The organism is Pseudomonas sp. StFLB209 (genome assembly GCF_000829415.1).
Classification (GTDB): Bacteria; Pseudomonadota; Gammaproteobacteria; order Pseudomonadales; family Pseudomonadaceae; genus Aquipseudomonas.
The window spans coordinates 1-20,630 of sequence record NZ_AP014637.1 but is presented as its reverse complement, the minus strand read 5'-3'; the positions used below and the strand labels follow the sequence as shown (position 1 = coordinate 20,630).

The 20,630-nt window shown below is 59.4% G+C and carries 15 protein-coding genes; 10 read left to right on the top strand and 5 right to left on the bottom strand.

Annotated elements, in window-relative coordinates:
* Window positions 1-110: 110 nt before the first annotated feature.
* The 4 genes from PSCI_RS30035 to tssI are packed head-to-tail and all read right to left on the bottom strand — an operon-like array spanning window position 111 to window position 7,183.
* Window positions 111-1,001 (bottom strand): DUF6708 domain-containing protein, encoded by an 891-nt coding sequence (locus PSCI_RS30035; protein ID WP_045481150.1) that lies wholly within the window; start codon window positions 999-1,001, stop codon window positions 111-113.
* Window positions 1,002-1,038: 37 nt separating this feature from the next.
* Complete coding sequence (locus PSCI_RS00070) at window positions 1,039-4,323, bottom strand: toxin VasX (protein ID WP_045481146.1); 3,285 nt, start codon at window positions 4,321-4,323, stop codon at window positions 1,039-1,041.
* A complete protein-coding gene (locus PSCI_RS00065; RefSeq protein ID WP_045481142.1) occupies window positions 4,320-5,171 on the bottom strand; it encodes a DUF4123 domain-containing protein in 852 nt (283 codons plus the stop codon). The genes PSCI_RS00070 and PSCI_RS00065 overlap by 4 nt, the downstream gene beginning before the upstream one ends.
* A complete protein-coding gene (gene tssI, locus PSCI_RS00060; RefSeq protein WP_045481139.1) occupies window positions 5,168-7,183 on the bottom strand; it encodes a type VI secretion system Vgr family protein in 2,016 nt (671 codons plus the stop codon). The genes PSCI_RS00065 and tssI overlap by 4 nt, the downstream gene beginning before the upstream one ends.
* Window positions 7,184-7,385: 202 nt before the next feature.
* On the opposite strand from tssI, the gene PSCI_RS00055 reads away from it, so the two are divergent.
* The 7 genes from PSCI_RS00055 to murB all read left to right on the top strand — a co-directional run bounded on the left by PSCI_RS00055 (window position 7,386) and on the right by murB (window position 13,774).
* A complete protein-coding gene (locus tag PSCI_RS00055) occupies window positions 7,386-9,602 on the top strand; it encodes a DNA internalization-related competence protein ComEC/Rec2 (RefSeq protein WP_045481136.1) in 2,217 nt (738 codons plus the stop codon).
* A 71-nt stretch (window positions 9,603-9,673) separates the two neighbouring features.
* On the top strand, window positions 9,674-10,348 hold the full coding sequence (locus PSCI_RS00050; protein WP_045481131.1) for a MotA/TolQ/ExbB proton channel family protein: 675 nt from the start codon (window positions 9,674-9,676) through the stop codon (window positions 10,346-10,348).
* Window positions 10,345-10,776, top strand: coding sequence for an ExbD/TolR family protein (locus PSCI_RS00045; RefSeq protein WP_045481128.1), 432 nt, complete (start codon window positions 10,345-10,347; stop codon window positions 10,774-10,776). The genes PSCI_RS00050 and PSCI_RS00045 overlap by 4 nt, the downstream gene beginning before the upstream one ends.
* Window positions 10,776-11,771: a tetraacyldisaccharide 4'-kinase gene (gene lpxK / locus PSCI_RS00040; RefSeq protein WP_045481125.1), complete on the top strand. Its 996-nt coding sequence runs from the start codon at window positions 10,776-10,778 to the stop codon at window positions 11,769-11,771. Before PSCI_RS00045 ends, lpxK begins: the two co-directional genes overlap by 1 nt.
* 11 nt (window positions 11,772-11,782) lie before the next feature.
* A complete protein-coding gene (locus tag PSCI_RS00035) occupies window positions 11,783-11,968 on the top strand; it encodes a Trm112 family protein (protein WP_045493619.1) in 186 nt (61 codons plus the stop codon).
* The gene (kdsB, locus tag PSCI_RS00030; protein ID WP_045481122.1) at window positions 11,965-12,729 is read left to right on the top strand and encodes a 3-deoxy-manno-octulosonate cytidylyltransferase; all 765 of its coding nucleotides are present in this window, start codon (window positions 11,965-11,967) and stop codon (window positions 12,727-12,729) included. The genes PSCI_RS00035 and kdsB overlap by 4 nt, the downstream gene beginning before the upstream one ends.
* Window positions 12,730-12,754: 25 nt before the next feature.
* Window positions 12,755-13,774 carry a UDP-N-acetylmuramate dehydrogenase gene (murB, locus tag PSCI_RS00025; RefSeq protein ID WP_045481119.1) on the top strand — a complete coding sequence of 340 codons (1,020 nt, stop codon included), beginning with the start codon at window positions 12,755-12,757 and terminating at the stop codon, window positions 13,772-13,774.
* Window positions 13,775-13,880: 106 nt separating this feature from the next.
* Here murB and rne read toward each other — a convergent pair whose 3' ends face one another.
* Window positions 13,881-17,249, bottom strand: a complete 3,369-nt coding sequence (rne, locus tag PSCI_RS00020) for a ribonuclease E (RefSeq protein WP_052483323.1) — start codon at window positions 17,247-17,249, stop codon at window positions 13,881-13,883.
* A gap of 725 nt (window positions 17,250-17,974) precedes the next feature.
* Between rne and rluC the strand changes: the two genes are divergently transcribed.
* The 3 genes from rluC to PSCI_RS00005 are packed head-to-tail and all read left to right on the top strand — an operon-like array spanning window position 17,975 to window position 20,602.
* Entirely contained in the window at window positions 17,975-18,931 is a 957-nt protein-coding gene (rluC, locus tag PSCI_RS00015) for a 23S rRNA pseudouridine(955/2504/2580) synthase RluC (RefSeq protein ID WP_045493612.1), read from the top strand.
* Window positions 18,921-19,583: an HAD-IIIA family hydrolase gene (locus PSCI_RS00010; protein WP_045481113.1), complete on the top strand. Its 663-nt coding sequence runs from the start codon at window positions 18,921-18,923 to the stop codon at window positions 19,581-19,583. The genes rluC and PSCI_RS00010 overlap by 11 nt, the downstream gene beginning before the upstream one ends.
* Window positions 19,584-19,609: 26 nt before the next feature.
* The gene (locus PSCI_RS00005) at window positions 19,610-20,602 is read left to right on the top strand and encodes a S49 family peptidase (protein WP_045481110.1); all 993 of its coding nucleotides are present in this window, start codon (window positions 19,610-19,612) and stop codon (window positions 20,600-20,602) included.
* The last annotated feature ends 28 nt before the right edge of the window (window positions 20,603-20,630 follow it).

Sequence of the window (20,630 nt, the reverse complement as noted above, 5' to 3'; positions counted from 1 at the left end):
GGATGGGACCATTGTTGGGGTCCATGGTAAAAGCCAAGCCGTCCTCGCCACCGATGATATGCTGGTCAGCGGACGCGGCATGCGTCAGTAACCGCTGATTGCCCGCCGGGTCATGAGACCCGGCGCGCCTCGTACTCGGCCAGCGCGACCTGAAATTCGGCAGAAGGCCTGGCCCACTGCTCCGGCGGCAGGGGTTTTGACCATTCGATGATATCGGGGTGGTCGAGGTCGGGGAGAGGATAAAGCTTCTTGCGCTCCAGATAATCGGCCAGCAGTACGTTGAAGAAGACCAGGCCAAAAAAGCCATCCCAGATCAGGGTGAGGATCCAGCCTTTGCGCTTGGCGGCTTCTTTCAGGTCATCCAGGTAGCTGGCGAAGATGCCTTTGGTGCGAGTGAATTTTCTTGAGGGTTCATGGACCGCATCGGGACCTGATTCCATGTAGGTGCGTATGTATTCCCAATAGCTTGCCGCCATTTCTTCATCTGGGCAGTTAAAGGTTAACTCGTGACAATCTTTTTCAACACGCTCTCTAGGATGTGGGCTGTCGAAACGCACATTCAGGAACCCAAGACTCATGCCGCTTCTTCTAGCGGTTTCTGAAGTGTAGTGCGCCGTGGCTATTACGCTTTCCCAAGGTATTATCCAATAGACGTCTTGTGCTCTCATAACACATATTTCTCGACGTTGGCGATTGAAGCGTACAGGTAAAGGTGTTGGTTTTTTTAAGCCTTTATAAAGAATTGGGAGTGTGGCCAGTGTTATGGCTAGACTGGTTATTAATAGCCAGGGGACGACGTTAGGTGTAAGGTTTTTTAATGCGAGTGCCAGTGACAGGTAAAGAATTGCGTTAAACCATATTAGTGTTGCGGCTGTGCCGGTGTTGTACTGGTTTATGTCAAGGAATACCTCGTTCTTCCGCCAGGCTATGTCTGAGGCGTCAGAGGGCGAGCGTCCGGTAGGTAAAGGCAGTGGGGAGAATTGAGTTATTCTAAGGGCCAATTTAAGTTCTCTGGAAGAGGTGTCTGTAGTTGTGCGCTCAGTGGAGCGGAAGCGAGCGGCGCTGGACGCCGATTCTATGAAGTCTGGCTTTGCTCAACGTAGGGGCCTCATGAGGCCTAAGTGAAATAACTCCATCTTCTGCAGTGATGGTATAGATCAGCCCAGAATCACCGCCAATAGAATGATTTATTCCCAGTAAAGACGTTATAGGGGTGCTGTATTTTATCTTTATGGAAATACTTCTAGGAAGTGAGCCCATCACAGTGTCTGTTAGGTAGCGACCCGTAAGGCGCAGGCCTTGCCCTTCGTTGGCAGGAATCCATTTGTAATGAGCTGTTTTTAACCAGTGGCTGCCCATATCTCGCATTCGGTAAGGAGGTTCGGTCAACCCTGGCGTTCCCCAGATGTCCATCCATAGCCGGTAATCAACCGGGTCGCCGATCATTGCCAGTTCCAGGTAAACGCCGTCGGGGGTGGCTCCCGGCAAGTCGATAGATAACGATTGCAGATGCGGTTTGTTACGCATCGGAAACTGACCGTCAGTAGGTACATGTGAGCTTATACTTTCGTAATTTATGCGCGGCGTATAAACTAGAGCGAGCAAGTGCTCCAGCTCTTTTTGTTGAGTCCCATGATCAAGTGGTGACCTCTCTTTAGCTCGTTGGATGGACCAGCAGCATTGGTAGAGAAAGTTCTGGAGTGGGGTTTGTTGGAAGAGCCATGTTATAAGGTAGGCTCCGCCGAGTATCGCAATTATTACGAGCAGTGGTGCGATTGCGGCACCTGCACCGGCCAATCCCGCTCCAATGGTCATTGTGCCTGCCAATATAGCTATGGTGTAGCGAGAGGCTATTAGGGTTTGAGCGGTGAACGCCAATATTTGTAAACTAACGATGTTTTTGCGTGCTTCTAGCCAAGGATCCACAATGTAGTTCGAACTATCGATTTGTTTTTTCAACGATTGAAATTCATTGACGGCTGCTCCGATTGACAAGGCTCCTATGATTGAGCTGAAAAAGGTTTGAGTCGCGGTAAAGCTTAGGCCAATTTTTAGCTGGTTGATGCCGAAACCTTTACGGATCACGCTATCGATGACAGCCACTAACGCCGCAGAAGCATAAAGCGTAGCCGAAGCTGTTTCATAGTTTCTCTGTTCATCCATCCTCTCGACCGCATTAGCCTGATTCAGATATCTGCTGGCATTCCAGATGTTCAAGGTCAAAACAATCAGCGCGGTCACGCCGCCGCTGCTCTTTACAGCTCTGCTATTAATAATCTGGGCTGCACGTCCGCTTTTGATATGGTCGCTGGTGAGTTTCGTCCAGTCCTTCAGTTCATCGACATTTTTACCAAATGCTTCTAGCGTCCGGAAGTTTTTATTGGTTACCCATCTGAATGCGATCTGGGTTTTGATATGGGTAAATATCATCAGACTCATCCATACACGGCTTATGCGGTCGAGTTCCCCCTTCAGGAGCATCACGGTAGGTGCCATGCGGTTGACCAAGGTTACCCAGCGACTGTTGCTTTCCGTGCGCTGCATGAACGTCAGTATTGATCTGGTTGATGCCCCCAATATTCCGGATAAGCCAGCCTGAATATTGCTTCGATTTTCGTCTCCAAGCGCTACAAGTACTTCTCCTAAACGAGTTTCAGAGTTCAAGGCCATTTCCAGGCTGGGGCTCCAGGAAAAGAACAGTTGGCGCAATGCACCCTTGTCCTGGCTACGCACATACTCTGCGAACTGTTCTGCGCCCTGGCTGTAATTACATTGTTCGGAAAGGCAGGCGGCGGCCAGCTGGTCCAGCCAATTACGATAATTAATGTCGTCGTAATCGACGAACCAAGTACCACTCTCGTGACGGTAAAGAAAGATATCCCTGTCTGCATGGAGCCGTCTGTGGTGTACTTCGACACTTTTGTAGTGGTCGGGGGCGGTCACGTCCAGCCAGTTATTCATTGTGCTCAGGTCAATATATTCTCCTATCTTGCCACTGAATTTGCCTGATCTTTGATTGTGACTCTTATGTTGTCTATAAACACGAGTCTCTATTTCCACATCTTTTTGTAGCTTTACAGGGATGAAATTGTTCACTGGTTTTTTTAACAGGCTGATTTCTTCCTTGAGGCTGGCGAGTTTCTGCTTGCCTTCCGGGGTGATCAATACAGCACTGGCGTTTGCGAGTCGTGATTCTTCGAAGCGAAGAGGATCCAGGCGCTCATGGATTTTTAAGAGCGTATTTCCTTGTTCCGGGGTTATTTTTAGCTTCTCCTCCTTAAAACGATAATTGATCCGATCCGCCAGCTCCGCCCCATCCTCTGTCATCAGGCTGCGGATGAATCCACCCACGGTCAGACGAATCTGGTTGTCGCTGACCCACTGTTGGTGGGCGTCTTCGAACTGACTCTGGTCCCGATCAATATCACGCAACACACCCAAGTCATCATCCAGACAGGCAAACACTGCCCAGCACTCAGCGGCTTCTTGTCGTGCGTTGTCCAGCCATTTTCGGGTGTGCAGAGGCTGCCATGCTGCGGCGCTCCACTGGCCTGGAGCGGGGCGGCCCTGAGGTGCGTCAGCGTGCTTGGAGGCGATGCGGTCACGCTCGCCGACCCAATACATGGCATCCGTCCAAGCCTTGCTGGTCTCAGCGGTCGGGTTGGCAAACATCTGTTCCTTGAGCTGTTCTGCCTTCTTGTACTCGGCATCACCATTGAGCTGGTGATCACTGACCACGCCCCAGTGGTAGGTTTGCGGCATGAGTTCGGCAATGACCTGTTCTGCTGCCTCCAGTGGTGGGCAATGGGCGGCGCTCAAGTGGTTGGCAACCTGTGGTAAATCCAGCCGACGCATGCGTTTCTGGCGGGTGCCGGGGTCATTCAGTGCTTCGCAACTCCGGGCATTGAGCGGGTACTCGGCATACATCAGCCAGGCAGGCGAATGTTTGTCCAGCGCAAGTCCCGTAAGGCTGCCGTTAAGGGTGATGGTGTCATCATCGGTCAGCGGTTGCGGTTCGAGCATGCCTTGCGGGCAGATTGCAAAGCGTTGCAGCGGGCCGGGGCTTTGCCACAGGTAGAGAAAACCTTCGCGTAGCCGGCGCAGCGCCATGGGGTGGCTCTGCGGCTCGACGCCGGGCTGGCAACTGGCATGGTCGGCCGGGTACTCCGCCAGGGCGTAACGTGTCGGTACGACGAAGAGCTTGCCCTGGCTGGCCGGGCAGCTTGCAACCAGGCTGTCTATATCCTGACGAGGGCGTTGCCCGGCAGCCCGTTCGGCCTGGCTCAGGTTCAGCAGTGCGGATGAAGAGGATTTGTCGTTCATGTCTTTGCTTGCGCCGTGCGGGTCAGTTGCAGGGTCAATTCTTCAAGCAGCGCATCCAGGCGTTGCTGGGGGCTGGAGCTGGGTGCTTCAAGGATCTGGCGGTATGCCTGGTGCGCAGGTGCCGCAGGAAAATCAGGGCCTAGATGGGCATAGAGGCTGACCCAGCGAGTGACCTGGTCATCCGTGCCATAGCCATGGCGGGCGGCACTGAGCCTGCATGCCTTTGCCCATGCACGATGCGCGGTGGTGTCCATGCCGGCCAAAGCGAAGGGGAAGTAGCGGCGGCAATGGTCAATCAAGTGTTGATCGAACTGCTGGCGTTGCACCTGGCCAAGGACATCGAGCTGTTCTGCGCTCAGGTGCAGCCAGGGTTTTGGCTGGTAACGCTGGCTGTCTGCTGCAGTTTCGCTGCGGTTGATCAGCAGTTCGTTGTTGTCATCGTCGGGCAGGCGGATCAATTGCACGGGGCCCATGAGACGGTCTTGTTCGAACGTTTGCAGGTCTGCCAGCCACAGGCGGGTAATACGTGGGTCGTAATAGCGGAATAACACTGTCACGTCGCCGTCGAGGTTGACATGTACCAGGCTGCGCAGGTGATCCAGCAGCTCGGTTTCGCTGGCCTCGGTTTCAAGCCAGATTCCTGCTCGCGAGCGCCACTGCGTGTGGAACAGGTCTGCAAGCTTGCTGCCAGCGACTACGGGAACCAGTAGCGGGCCGCAGTCGGCCAGCTCGGCATAGGCTGTGTTCAGGTACAGCGGATGGCATGCCATGAACTCGCCAACCTGTAATAAGTGTTGATCCAGACCGTCGATCTGCGCGCTGTCCAGAAGCAGGTAGGAACGCCTCATGCATTGCGCTCCTTGAGTTTGTGGCACACAGCACATACAGGAGCAGCCTTGCCTGCAGCGCTGCGCAATGCCTGTTTCTGTACATTGAGGGTCAGGTTTTGCAGTGCTGTCAGCGGTGCGGGCTGCGCCGCTAACGCCGGTGCGCCGGGTAGCGGGACGCCGCCGGGCAGGATTGGGCTGCTACTGAAAATACCGCCAGCGCCGAGTAGCAAGTGCTGGCCGCCGGCCTTGAGGGTGATGCTGGCGCCGCCGTCGATAATCAGGTGCGCGCCGGATTTGATATGCACCTGCTGGCCAGCCTCAACTGTCAGAATCTGGCCGACCCGAACATGGCGGTTCTGGTCAGCCTGCAGATAATCGTCGGCTTTGATTTGTGTCTTGCGGTCGGCGTTGACCGTGCGCTGTTCTTCACCTTCCAGCACGCTGATGCTGTTACCTTTGATGGTTTCCTGCCGGTCGTTGCCCACCTCGAGGCGGCTGTCGTGGTTGATCTTCTGTTCCATGTCACGCTGGGCGCGCAGGTAGATCAGTTCCTGGCCGGCCAGGTCTTCGATATGTAGCTCGCTGAAACCGCCATTGTGCGGTGTGCTGTGGCTGCGCAGCACGCTACGGGTCTTGCGCTCGGGCAGTGGGTAGGGCGGCATGTTGAGGTTGTTGGGCAGGCAGCCACTGACAATCGGGTGGTCCGGGTCGCCTTCGAGAAAGCTCACCAACACTTCCATGCCGACCCGAGGGAGGACCGTTGCGCCAAATGTATCGCCAGCCCAACTGGAGGCTACTCGCAGCCAGCAACTGCTGAACTCGCCCGCTTGGTCGTTCCGGTCCCAATGGAACTGCACCTTGATTCGCCCGTATTCATCACAATGAACATCATGGTTGTCAGGGCCTGTTACCCGGGCAGTCTGGCTGCCGGCAATTTTGGGTCGGCTGTGGGGCAGCGGTGGACGAAAGAACGTGTCCGAGGGTGTTGCCGTAAAACGGTTTCGATAGCCTTCTACCATACCGTCGACTTTGCGTGCGGCTTCTTCAAGTACCTGCGGCTGGTAGCCCTGATGCTCAAGCCGGGTCAGTAGCCAGGTATCGTTCCACTCCGTGCGGGGGTGATCGGTGAGTGCTACGAAATGCCCGCTGACCAGGCCGGGATGGTCACTCTCGCCATCTGCCTGACGGTAGTCTGCCCGGCGGCTTTCCAGCGCCCGCTGGGTCAAGGGTTTGCCGCGTTCTTCACCCGTGAAGCGCCCTGGCCAGCGATAGTCTTCCAGATTCGGCTGGATGATCTGCGGGTCGGGACCTGCCTGATATTCCAGACGCCGGCCGGCTTTGCGGAAGTCATAGTCACGGCGTGTGGTGCGGGCGGTGCGTGCTTCCAGGCGCACACCCAGACGCCGGACCACCTGCGTTTCGGCTTGCAGGCCTGCGACCGGTTGGTAGCGCAGCTCGAAACCCAGTTTGCGAAACATCGCCTGGTGGTCGGCGAACACCAGAATGTGCATATCCCTGCTGTGCTCGAAGTGGTAGTGCAGGCCTTCTTCCGCGCACAGGCGCTGGATGAATTGCAGATCGCTTTCGCCATATTGCACGCAATATTCGCGAGGCTTGTATTTCATGGTGAGCCGGAATTGGCAGGTATCGCTGAACAGCCCATGCTCTTTGAGGATCTGCTCAATGATTTGTTGAACTGAGCGGGCCTGGAAGATGCGGTGGTTAATACGGTATTGCAGATAGCTCAGACGAGGCACCAGAGTCAGTCTGTAATGTGTCAGGCGCATGCCGCTGATGCCTTGCTCGACCCGCTGGATCTGGCCGTGAATGCCTGCGCCCTGGCTGTTGAAAGCCAGAAAGACCATCTGATGCAGCAATGCGTCCAGATCCAGTTGCGGGTCTTCGCTGACCGCTTCGATATTGAATCGATAGGGCATGCTGATGGCTTCTTCGCCGCTAAACGAAAGCACTTGCAGGTCGTGCTGCGGATTCTTGAGGTGCAGGCTCAATGGCTGATCTGTGGCATGCATCTGCTGTTACCCGTTCAAGGCGCCAAAGTTGAAACCCTACCAAGCGGCCACACGGAAAAATGCAGGATGCTTCTGCGGTATTTGTAGGAAGTCGGTGCACGACTGAGAGGACATTCGCCGGTCAAATCCCGCAATAATCTGCGCCTGCACCCCCTCACTGATTTGCCCATCCTCAAGACCTTTTTGCCCTTGAGGATTCACCATGCGTACTGCGCTGGTCGCACTGGCGCTGGGCTTGCTGACCCTGCGCTTTTTGCCGGCCCTGCCGCCTGGCTGGCTATTGCTGCTGATGCCGGTGCTGGCCCTGATGCTATTGCCATGGCGCACTTATCCTGTTGCGTTATGGCTGCTGGGGTTCAGTTGGGCCTGTTTTTCGGCCAAGAATGCCTTGGATGACCGGCTGCTGCCGCGCCTGGATGGCGGTACGCTATGGCTGGAAGCGCGGGTGGTGGGGCTGCCGAGTGCGAACGATGGTGTGACGCGTTTTGAGCTGGATCAGCCGCAGTCGCGACGTGCCCGTTTGCCGCAACGTATCCGGGTGAGCTGGTATGGCGGGCCGCCGGTGGCCAGTGGCGAGCGTTGGCGACTGGCGGTCAAGTTGCGGCGGCCGGACGGGTTGGTCAATCCAGGCGCCTTTGATTATCAGGCCTGGCTGTTGGCACAGCGTATTGGTGCGACCGGGACAGTGCTCGATGGTCAGCGTCTGGCACCTGCCCGTGCCGCCTGGCGTGATGCTATCCGCCAGCGTTTGCTGGCCGTTGATGCACACGGCCGTGAAGGCGCTCTGGCGGCCCTGGTGCTGGGCGATGGTTCAGGGCTGTCACGGGATGACTGGCAGATACTGCAAGAAACCGGCACGGTGCATTTGCTGGTGATTTCCGGGCAGCATGTCGGTTTGCTGGCGGGCGCGGTGTATCTGTTGATTGCTGCGCTGGCGCGCCGGGGGCTGTGGCCTGCGGCCTTGCCCTGGTTACCTTGGGCGTGTGGGCTGGCCTTTGTTGCCGCGCTGGGCTATGGCCTGCTTGCCGGTTTCGAGGTGCCGGTGCGGCGTGCCTGTGTAATGGTCGGGATGGTGCTGCTCTGGCGCTTGCGCTTTCGGCATCTTGGTCTGCTCTGGCCCTTGCTGGTGTCGCTGAATCTGGTGCTGATCTTCGAGCCGCTGGCCAGTCTGCAAGCGGGCTTCTGGTTGTCATTTGCGGCAGTGGCGGTGCTGATTCTGGTTTTCGCCGGCCGTTTGGGGCGCTGGCGCTGGTGGCAGGCCTGGAGCCGTGCCCAATGGCTGATCGCAATCGGTCTGCTGCCTTTTCTGATTGTGCTTGAGCTGCCGGTCAGCCTCAGTGCGCCGCTGGCCAATCTGCTGGCAGTGCCCTGGGTCAGTCTGGTGGTGTTGCCGCTGGCGTTGCTCGGTACTTTGCTGCTGCCTGTGCCTTGGTTGGGGGCGAGCCTGCTATGGCTGGCCGGGGGCAGCATGCAATTGCTGTTTGTTGCGCTGTGCTGGGTTGCCGCCTGGCTGCCGGCCTGGTTGCCGGAGGCCTTGCCGCTCTGGGTGTGGTTGCTGTGTCTGCTGGGGGCTGTGCTGTTGTTGCTGCCAGCCGGTGTGCCACTGCGACCGTTGGGTTGGCCTTTATTATTACTCTGTGTGTTTGTACCCAGACAACCGATTGCGCCGGGTCAGGCTGAGGTGTTGCAACTGGATGTCGGCCAGGGGCTGGCGATCCTGATACGCACCCGCCATCACAACCTGCTGTATGACGCAGGCCCTGCCTCGGGTGAGTTTGACCTGGGCGAGCGGGTGGTGGTGCCGGTGTTGCGCAAGGCCGGCGTGCGCCGCCTCGACACGCTGGTAATCAGCCATGCTCATGCCGATCATGCCGGTGGCGCCCTGGCGGTGCAGCGCAGTGTGCCGGTTGAGCGGGTACTTGGCGGCGAGCCCGAGGCAATGCACGCATCGCTACAGGCGCAGCCGTGCCGCACCGGCGAGCGCTGGGAGTGGGACGGCGTGCGTTTCGAGACCTGGCGTTGGGATAAGGCCTACAACAGCAACGAGGCGTCGTGTGTGTTGATGATCGATGCCAGCGGTGAGCGGCTGCTGTTGACCGGTGATATTGAAGCCGGGGCTGAGTGGGCGATTCGCCAGGCTGACTTCGATCTGCGTGCCCGCTGGTTTCAGGCACCGCATCATGGCAGTCGCACCTCGTCTTCGGCGCCCTTGTTGCGCCGGGTAATGCCTGAAGGCGTGCTGATTTCCCGTGGCCGCAATAACAGCTTCGGCCATCCGCACCCGATAGTGGTTGCGCGCTATCGGGCGCTGGGCATCGATATTCACGACAGCGCCGGGCAAGGCGCGATCAGTTGGCGCCTGGGAGCGTTCGAGCAACCGCGGGGTGAACGTGAAAACCGGCGTTTCTGGCGAGATTGACCGGCAATCTCAAGCACCCTCTTTCGACCCTATGTTAAAGTGGCGCCAATTTTTTCAAGGGAGTCGGCACTGTGTGGGAACTGGTCAAATCCGGCGGCTGGATGATGCTGCCGATCATACTGAGTTCGATTGTCGCGGCCGGCATCGTCATTGAACGTCTCTGGACCTTGCGTGCCAGCCGAATCACCCCGCCACACTTGCTCGGGCAGGTCTGGCAGTGGATTCAGGAAAACAAGCTCGACGGCGAAAAACTCAAGCAATTGCGCGCTGATTCGCCGCTGGGCGAGATTCTCGCCGCTGGCCTGGCCAACTCCCGGCATGGTCGCGAGATCATGAAAGAAAGCATCGAAGAGGCTGCGGCGCGGGTGATCCATGAGCTGGAGCGCTACCTCGCGGCACTCGGGTCGGTGGCGGCCATGGCGCCATTGCTCGGCCTGCTCGGTACTGTACTGGGCATGATCGACATCTTCGCTTCGTTCAATTCAGCCGGTAATACCGGCAATGCCGTGGTGTTGGCCGGTGGTATTTCCAAGGCGCTGATCTGTACTGCCTCGGGCCTGATGGTGGCGATCCCGGCGATTTTCTTCCATCGCTACCTGCAAAGCCGGGTCGATGAGCTGGTGGTTGGCATGGAGCAGCAGGCGATTCGTCTGGTTGAAGTGGTGCAGGGCGACCGTGAGGTAGACCTGGTCGACGCACCGGTCGATCTCAAGTCCCTTGCCAGGACCGGAGGCAAGCGCAAGTGAAGTTTCGCCGCCGCAAGCAGCGCGACAATATCGATATCAATCTGGTAGCGCTGATTGATGTGGTGTTCATTCTGCTGCTGTTTTTCATCCTGACCACCACCTTCACCCGTGAAACCCAACTGCGTGTCGATCTGCCCCAGGCCGTGACCGGTGCGTCCAATGACGATGCCGCACGCAAGCAGGTGGATATCGCGATCAATGCCGACGGCATCTTTTCGGTCAATAACCAGTTGTTGCCGCGCAACGATCTGGACAGCCTGATCGAAGCCGTGCAGCGCGAGTCCGGTGGTGATAACAGCCTGCCGCTGTCGATCAGTGCCGACGGCAAGACACCGCATCAGTCGGTGATTACCGCCATGGATGCCGCCGGAAAACTGGGTTTCAGCCATTTGCGCATGACCACGGTCGAAACCACGCAGGCTAACTGATGGCGCTTTCCGACCGGTTGCTCGCCGCCTGGTATCAAGGCCATCCGGCACTGTCCTTGCTGCGCCCCCTGGAGCTGTTGTACCGCCGGGTGGTCAACCGCAAACGGGCGCGCTTTCTGGCCGGGGAGGGCGGCATCTATCGGGCCTCGGTGCCGGTGGTCGTAGTAGGCAATATCACCGTGGGCGGCACCGGCAAGACGCCGATGATCCTCTGGTTGATCGAACACTGCCGGCAACGCGGCCTGCGGGTCGGAGTGGTCAGCCGTGGTTACGGTGCCACACCGCCGAGCCTGCCGTGGCGGGTGCGCGCCGAACAAAGCGCTGCCCAGGCCGGTGACGAACCCTTGCTGATCGTGCAGCGCAGCGGCGTGCCGCTGGTGATCGACCCTGATCGTGGCCGCGCCGTGCAGGCCTTGCTCGACACTGAGCCGCTGGACCTGATTCTGTCTGACGATGGCTTGCAGCATTATCGGCTCGCCCGTGATCTGGAGTTGGTGCTGATCGATGCCGCTCGTGGGCTTGGCAATCGTCGTTGCCTGCCGGCCGGGCCCTTGCGCGAGCCTGTCGAGCGCCTGCAAAGCGTCGATGCGCTGCTGTACAACGGCGCGCAGGCTGATCGCGAAGATGGCTTTGGCTTTACTCTGCAGCCTTCGGCGCTGGTCAATCTGCGCAGCGGCCAGCGAGTCGGTGTCGAGCATTTTGCCGCGGGTCAGGCCGTGCATGCGGTGGCCGGGATTGGCAACCCGCAGCGTTTTTTCACGACGCTTGAAGGGCTAAACTGGCGACCGGTGCCGCATGCCTTCGCCGATCATGCGGTGTTCACTGCTGAAGCGCTTGATTTCAGTCCCGCGCTGCCGTTGGTCATGACCGAGAAGGACGCCGTGAAATGCCGCGCCTTCGCTGCCGCCGACTGGTGGTATCTGGCCGTGGACGCTCAGCCGTCCACGGCGTTCGTCAGCTGGTTCGATGACTGGCTGGCACGTCTTAATCACTAATGGGAGCCATCATGGATACCAAACTGCTCGACATCCTCGCATGCCCGATCTGCAAAGGCCCCTTGAAACTCAGCGACGACAAGTCCGAGCTGATCAGCAAGGGCGCCGGCCTGGCTTATCCGATTCGCGATGGCATCCCGGTAATGCTCGAAAGCGAAGCCCGGACCCTGACCGCCGAGGAGCGCCTGGATAAATGAGCACTGCCTTCACTGTCGTGATTCCGGCGCGTTTCGGCTCCAGCCGTTTCCCTGGCAAACCGCTCAAGGTGATTGCCGGTAAACCGATGGTGCAGCATGTCTGGGAACAGGCACGTAAAAGCAGCGCCAGCCGTGTGGTGGTAGCCACCGACGATGCGCGCATCGTTGCGGCGTGCCAGGGCTTTGGTGCCGAAGTGCTGCTGACCCGCGACGATCATAACTCCGGCACTGACCGTCTGGCCGAAGTGGCCACTCAGTTGGGGTTGGCGGCTGACGCCATTGTGGTCAATGTGCAGGGCGACGAGCCGATGATCCCGCCGGCGATCATTGATCAGGTGGCAGCCAACCTGGCAGCCCATCCCGAGGCCGGGATCTCGACACTGGCCGAGCCGATTGATGACGTCGCGGCGTTGTTCAACCCGAACGTGGTCAAGGTCGTGACCGACATCAATGGTCTGGCGCTGACCTTCAGTCGTGCGCCATTGCCCTGGGCGCGTGATGCCCTGGCGGTCAGTCGCGACGTGCTGCCGGCAGGCGTGCCTTATCGTCGGCATATCGGCATCTACGCCTACCGTGCAGGTTTTCTGCACGACTTCGTGGCCTGGGGGCCGTGCTGGCTGGAAAACACCGAGTCGCTTGAGCAGCTTCGCGCACTTTGGCACGGGGTGCGAATTCATGTGGCTGATGCGCTGGAGGCGCCGCCGGCAGGCGTGGATACGCCTGAAGACCTGGAGCGCGTAAAGCGCCTGCTGGAGGCATGATGGGCCGTCTGTCGAGGGCTGGCGCATGAGCCTGGATGTACATCGGCAAGTCTCTCTCAAGCCATTCAACACCTTCGGGGTCGATGTCCGCGCCAGCCTGTTCGCACAAGCGCATAGCGATGACGATGTTCGTCAGGCCTTGGCGCTGGCCGTCGAGCGACAACTGCCGCTGCTGGTGATCGGCGGTGGCAGCAACCTGTTGCTGGCCGGTGATGTCGAGCGTTTGGTGCTGCGCATGGCCAGTCGTGGCGTGCGCGTTGTGCAGGATGACGGGGAGCGTGTCATGGTCGAGGCTGAGGCCGGCGAGCCTTGGCATCCTTTCGTGTTGCAGTGCCTGGAGATGGGGTTGGTGGGGTTGGAAAACCTCAGTCTGATCCCGGGCACGGTCGGTGCGGCGCCGATGCAGAACATCGGTGCCTATGGGGTCGAGATCAAGGATGTATTCCACAGCCTGGTCGCCCTGGAGCGGGAAACCGGTGAGCTGCGTGAGTTCTTTCTCGATGACTGCGCCTTTGGTTACCGTGACAGCCTGTTCAAGCAGCAGGCCGGGCGCTGGATCATCCTGCGGGTGCGTTTTGCGCTCAGTCGTCAGGCGCCGCTGCACCTGGAATATGGCCCGGTGCGTCAGCGCTTGAGCGAGCAGGGGATAGAACAGCCCACAGCACTGGATGTCAGTCGCGCGATCTGTGCCATTCGCAGTGAAAAGCTTCCGGACCCGGCCGTGCTGGCCAACGCCGGCAGTTTTTTCAAAAACCCGGTGATTGCGGCTGACCAGGCTGACGCTCTGAAACAGCGTTATCCGCAGCTGGTGGCCTACCCGCAAACTGACGGGCGGGTGAAGCTGGCCGCGGGCTGGCTGATCGAACAGGCCGGCTGGAAGGGCTTTCGTGAGGGGGATGCAGGTGTGCATCGCTTGCAGGCGCTGGTGCTGGTCAACTATGGCCAGGCCAGCGGTCTTGAGCTATTGAGGCTGGCGCAGCGTATCCAGGCGGATGTGCTTGAGCGCTTTGGCGTTGAGCTGGAGATGGAGCCTAACCTGTACTGACCGGTATTGCCCTGTAAGAGCCGCCGGGCGGCTCCTGCAGGGATAACTCAACAGCCATAAAAAAGCCCCGCCTGTTTTGCAGGCGGGGCTTTTTTACATCAGCAGATCAGACCAGCGGTTTGCTTTCGCGAGTCTGTTCTTCAGTTGAGGTTTCAGGTTGGGTAGCGGTTTGTTCAACCACTGCCTCGGCCTGTACCTGGGCTGGAGCAGGCTCGCTCACGGGCTCTGCTGCGGCAGCAACCACCTCGGCTTCAGGTGCTTGTGCCGGTACGGCAGCCGCAGCCGCAGCCGCTTCAGCTTCGGCTTGCAGGCGGCGACGCTCCTCTTCCTCGCGTTTGCGGCGACGCACTTCGCGAGGATCGTTAGGTGCACGACCCGAGCTGGCAACAGCTACAGCCGGTGCCTCTTCTACAACCGGGACGACCACAGGGGCTGGCTCGGCTGCTGGCTCAACGACTGGCTCGGGCTCGACAACGGCGACCGGCTCGACGACCGGCGCGACGTAAGGCGCAGGTTCTGGCTCGGCAGCAGGTGCCTCGACAACCGGAAGGCTCAGTTCGGCAGACTCGCTGACTGGCGCTGCTGGTGCTTTCTCAAGCTCAATCACCGGCTCCGGAACAGGCTCTGGCGTCGGGGTGAAGTCAGCAGCCGGTTTGTTGTCGGCCACGATCAGTGGCTCGGCAGCGGTTTCGCTGGCCAGCTCAACTTCTGGCGCCGCTACAGCGACGACTGGCTCGCTGCTTTCGACGGCAGGTGTTTCGACGGCCGGGGCAGGTGCTTGAACAACGGCTTCGCTGGTAACGGTCGGTGCATCGGCGACAGGTGTTTCAACTGCGTCAGCAGGTGTTGGTGCTGGTGCAGCCTGGCTGTCGCTCGACGCCTGGGCCTGTTCGGCCTGACGATTGGCCTCGGCTTCGGCAGGTGCGCTGATCACGCTGCCGGCGACGGCTGCGGTGACCACCAGGCCGGCCGCCAGAGCATTGCTGTTGTCGGTTTCGCCAGACTCTTCGCCATCAGCGATTTCCACGCCATTGGCATCGCGTTGGCGCTCACGACGGTTGCTGCGACGACGCTGGCCACGCGAGCGGCGACGTGGACGTTCGCCTTCGGCGCCATCCTGCTCGTCATGGGCTTGCTCTTCGCTGTTGAGCGTTTCATCTTCAGCGGTTTCAGTGGCTTGCTCATTGCGAGGCTGGCGCTCTTCACGCGGGGCGCGCGGTTGACGCTCTTCGCGAGGCGCGCGCTCTTCACGCGGAGCACGTTCTTCGCGAGGTGCGCGTTCTTCCTGGGCTACGGCTGGCTGGCCGGCAGCGGCTTCGGCAGCCGGTGCGGCATCCAGTGGTTCGCGCAGTTCACGGACGCGCTCTTCGCGTGGCTTGCGCTCGCGAGGCTGACGTTCTTCGCGAGGTGGGCGTGGCTGACGTTCTTCGCGTGTGCCGGACTCGTCACGGGCTTCGCGCAGTTCGCGTGGCGCGCGTTCTTCACGTGGGGCGCGTTCTTCACGCGGTGCACGCTCTTCGCGAGGTGCGCGTTCTTCACGCGGGGCACGTTCTTCACGTGGTGCGCGCTCTTCGCGAGGTACGCGTTCTTCACGTGGGGTACGTTCGCCACGTTCTTCACGCGGTTTGCGCTCTTCGTCGCGGCGGTTGTTGCGGCCACGGCTTTGCTGGCGACCGTTGCGACGCTCTTCGTTGCGCGCAGGGCGCTCGGAAACGGCTGGTTTTTCAGCGGCAACCGGGGCAACCGGCTCGGGTTTGCTGGTAGCGAACAGGCTGACCAGCGACTTCACCAGGCCTTTGAACAGGCTTGGCTCGTGGGCTGGCGTCGGAGCGACCGGAGCCGCTACCGGGGCTGCCGCTTCGGCAGGTACTGGAGCATTGGCGCGAGCCGGAGCGGTTTTGACCGCGGCTTCCTGGCGAACCAGAGTGCGGGTGGCGCTGGCCTGTGGCGCGACGTCTTCGATCTCGGCCGCTTCGGCGGCGATTTCGTAGCTGGTTTTGTGCGTGCTGGCATCCGGATTGTCATCACGCAGGCGCTGCACTTCGAAGTGTGGCGTTTCGAGGTGATCGGTCGGCAGGATGATGATGCGGGCACGGGTACGCAGTTCGATCTTGGTGATCGAGTTGCGTTTTTCGTTGAGCAGGAATGCTGCGACCGGGATCGGCACCTGGGCGCGCACTTCAGCAGTACGGTCCTTGAGCGCTTCTTCTTCAATCAGGCGCAGGATGGCCAGCGACAGCGATTCGACGTCACGGATAATGCCGGTGCCGTTGCAGCGCGGGCAGACGATGCCGCTGCTTTCGCCCAGCGACGGACGCAGCCGCTGACGGGACATTTCCAGCAGGCCGAAGCGCGAAATGCGACCGACCTGAACGCGGGCGCGGTCGGCTTCAAGGCACTCACGGACTTTCTCTTCGACGGCACGCTGGTTCTTGGCCGGGGTCATGTCGATGAAGTCGATGACGATCAGGCCGCCGATATCACGCAAGCGCAACTGGCGAGCGATTTCTTCAGCCGCTTCCAGGTTGGTCTGCAGTGCGGTTTCTTCGATGTCGCTGCCTTTGGTGGCGCGTGCCGAGTTGATGTCGATCGACACCAGGGCTTCAGTCGGGTCGATAACGATCGAGCCGCCCGATGGCAGTTCGACCACGCGCTGGAAGGCGGTTTCGATCTGGCTTTCGATCTGGAAGCGGTTGAACAGCGGTACGCTGTCTTCGTACAGCTTGATCTTGCTGGCGTACTGCGGCATCACCTGGCGGATAAAGGTCAGGGCTTCTTCCTGGGCTTCGACGCTGTCGATCAGGACTTCACCGATGTCCTGGCGCAGGTAGTCGCGGATGGCGCGGATGATAACGTTACTTTCCTGGTAGATCAGGAAGGGCGCGGCGCGATCCAGGGACGCTTCCTTGATGGCGGTCCACAGTTGCAGCAGGTAGTCCAGGTCCCACTGCATTTCTTCGCTGCTGCGGCCAAGGCCGGCAGTGCGCACGATCAGGCCCATGTCGGCAGGGGCGATCAGTCCATTGAGGGCTTCACGCAGTTCATTGCGCTCTTCGCCTTCGATACGGCGCGAGATACCGCCTGCGCGCGGGTTGTTGGGCATCAGCACCAGATAACGGCCGGCCAGGCTGATGAAGGTGGTCAGGGCGGCGCCCTTGTTGCCACGTTCTTCTTTCTCGACCTGAACGATGACTTCCTGGCCTTCGCTCAGGACTTCCTTGATATTGACCCGGCCTTCAGGGGCCTTCTTGAAGTATTCGCGGGAGATTTCTTTCAGGGGCAGGAAGCCGTGACGCTCAGAGCCGAAATCGACAAAGGCAGCCTCAAGGCTTGGCTCGATGCGAGTGATACGGCCTTTATAGATATTGGCCTTCTTCTGCTCGCGGGCACCGGACTCGATGTCCAGGTCGTAGAGGCGTTGGCCGTCTACCAGTGCAACACGCAACTCTTCGGGTTGAGTTGCGTTAATCAGCATTCTTTTCATGTAGTACCGTCGGTTTCCGGGGCTGCCGGAAACGGCGTTCGGCACACACGACTTCTCACGGTCGGTGTCAGAGCACGTCAGGAGCGTGGGGACGCTCCAGTGTCCAGCGAGGTTCTTCAGCCAGTGGGGCTGAAGAGTCGCGACGACGTTCCTGCTTGCTGTGGTGACAGATGACACCCAGTCAGCAAAAGCTTTGATCAGGAGGAGGAATCGGCCATCGGGAGCGGACGCGATGATGCGTCTTGAACAGCGTCGGTGCTACACAGTCCGATGGTCGTGCGTCTCCACCCTACACGTATCCCTGATAATTCGGGTGCTGCCGCGCGCAGAATCCGCAGCGGGTTGGCATTTACCGCGATCCTCCCGTGGAGTTTCGCGCATCATGGCTCGAGGCGTAGTTCGCAGGACTCGCGCTCGAAGGGTCGGGAAGCGACTGCACCTTGTGAACTGGCCGTGGGTTCTGCGCTCGGGAAGGCGAGTCTTGACTCTGCAATCCGGCGTATTTCAGGCCTCATGTCACCTGCGCTCGTTACGTTTCCAGGCATCTTCGTTGTCACCGAAAGCCTTGCTGGGCGGCCTCCCGCCCGGGGAATTGCGTGGGTCAGGGCCGGTTGTCATCCGGTGATCTGCTGCCCGGCCGCTTTTGGCGGCGTTCGCGACTATAGCAGCAATCATTAAGTGCTTCAAATCCATAAAAAATTGTTATGATTCGCCGCATGACCAATATCACTCCCCCAACCCCCGGCGTCCAGCTGGTCGAGGTTGCCCCGGAATATGCCGGCCAACGTATTGATAATTACCTGATCACCTACCTCAAGGGTGTGCCCAAGACCTTGGTCTACCGTATTTTGCGTAAAGGCGAAGTGCGGGTTAACAAGGGCCGGGCCAAGCCTGAGTACAAGTTGCAGGCGGGCGACATTGTGCGTATTCCGCCGGTGCGCGTGCCGGAGCGTGACGAGCCGGTGCAGGTTGCCCAGGGGCTGCTGCAGCGCCTGGAGGCGGCCATTGTGCATGAGGACAAGGCACTGATCGTGCTCAACAAGCCAGCCGGCATCGCCGTACATGGCGGTAGCGGTCTGAACTTCGGGGTTATTGAGGCGTTTCGTCAGTTGCGTCCTGATGCCAAGGAGCTGGAGCTGGTCCATCGTCTGGACCGCGACACTTCGGGGCTGCTGATGATCGCCAAGAAGCGCAGCATGTTGCGCCATCTGCACGAAGCCTTGCGCGGTGACGGTGTCGACAAGCGCTATATGGCGCTGGTGCGCGGCAACTGGGCGAGCGCCTGCAAGCAGGTGAATGCGCCGTTGCTCAAGAGCAATTTGCGTTCCGGCGAGCGCATGGTGGAAGTCAACGATGAAGGCAAGGAGGCGCTGACCCTGTTCAAGGTGCTGCGCCGTTTTGGCGACTTTGCGACCATGGTCGAGGCGCGCCCGATCACTGGCCGGACTCACCAGATTCGCGTGCATACCTTGCATGCCGGGCATGTGATTGCCGGTGACACCAAATACGGTGAGGAAGATTTCTCTCGGGAAATCCGTGATCTGGGCGGCAAGCGGCTGTTTCTGCATGCCTATCGCCTGACCGTGCCGCTGCCTGATGGCGGCAAACTCGAATTGCAGGCGCCCGTCGATGAGATGTGGGCCAAGACAGTGGAGCGTCTGAGTGCGCCGTGACTACGACTTACTGATTTTTGACTGGGACGGCACGCTGGCCGACTCGATTGGCCGGATTGTCGCCGCCATGCGTGAGGCCGCTATCACTGGCGATATGCCGGTGCGTGATGATCCTGCGATCAAGGGCATTATCGGCCTGGGATTGCCGGAGGCGATTCGCACGCTGTACCCGCAGATCTCGCCCAACCAGTTGCTGGATTTTCGTCAGCGCTATGCCGACAGTTATATGGCCATGGATCAGGTGGCGTCGCCGCTGTTCGATGGTGTGCTGGATTCGATGCAGGCGTTTCGTGAGCAGGGTTACCGGCTGGCGGTAGCCACCGGCAAGGCCCGGCGTGGGCTGGATCGGGTGCTCAAGGCGCATGACTGGCTGGAGTATTTTGATATCACCCGGGCCGCAGATGAAACTGCCAGCAAGCCTGATCCGCTGATGCTTCACGAGATCATGGCGCATTGCGATGTCGCGCCGGAGCGCTCGCTGATGATCGGTGACTCGTCTTTCGATTTGCTGATGGCTCGCAATGCTGGCATGCATTCGGTGGCCGTGGGTTATGGCGCTCAGTCGCTCGATTCGTTGCGTGAGTATCGGCCACAATTGGCCATCGAACACTTTTCTGAGCTGCGTGTCTGGTTGGATGGGCGCGGTGCCTAATAGTCTGCGGGTAAGGTGAAAGAGCTATGTCTGATCAATGGAAAGCGCCAGATTCGCAAGATGGCGGTTCGCCTGAAGATGCCAAAAGTTGGAAATTGCTGGAGAAGACGCTGCTGGCGGGTGTGCAAGAGCAACGCAGGGCGCGGCGCTGGGGGATTTTCTTCAAATTCCTGACCTTTGCTTACCTGTTTGGCATGTTGCTGTTGTTCACTCCGTTGTTGGGTGACAAGAAGGCCGCGTCGCGTGGCACTGATCACACGGCTCTGATCGAAATCCAGGGCATGATCGCTGACAAGGAGTCGGCCAGTGCCGACAACATCGTCGGCAGCTTGCGCGCCGCTTTTGAAGACAGCAAGACGCGTGGGGTGATCCTGCGCATCAACAGTCCGGGCGGCAGTCCGGTGCAGTCTGGCTATGTATATGACGAAATTCGTCGTCTGCGTGCCGAGAAGCCTGCGATCAAGGTTTATGCGGTCATTACCGATCTGGGTGCTTCCGGTGCCTATTACATCGCCAGTGCTGCTGATCAGATCTATGCCGATAAGGCCAGCCTGGTGGGTTCTATCGGGGTTACGGCAGCCGGGTTTGGTTTTGTCGGGGTGATGGAGAAGATCGGTGTGGATCGTCGCACCTATACCTCGGGTGAGCATAAGGCGTTTCTTGATCCGTTTCAGCCGCCCAAGGCTGACGAAACGCAGTTCTGGCAGGGTGTACTGGATACCACTCATCGCCAGTTCATCGCCAGCGTCAAGCAGGGTCGTGGCGAGCGCCTGAAAGACAAGGAGCATCCCGAACTGTTTTCTGGCCTGGTCTGGACAGGTGAGCAGGCCGTGGGGCTTGGGTTGGTCGATGGGCTGGGCAGCTCCAGCTACGTTGCTCGCGAAGTGATCGGTGCCAAAGATATCGTCGACTACACCATTCAGGAGTCGCCGTTCGATCGTTTCTCCAAGAAGCTGGGTGCCAGTATTGCTGAGCGTCTGGCGATGTGGGCCGGGTTTGGCGGGCCGTCACTGCGTTAGGTCAAGCTGGTTTGTAGCAAGCCCGGCC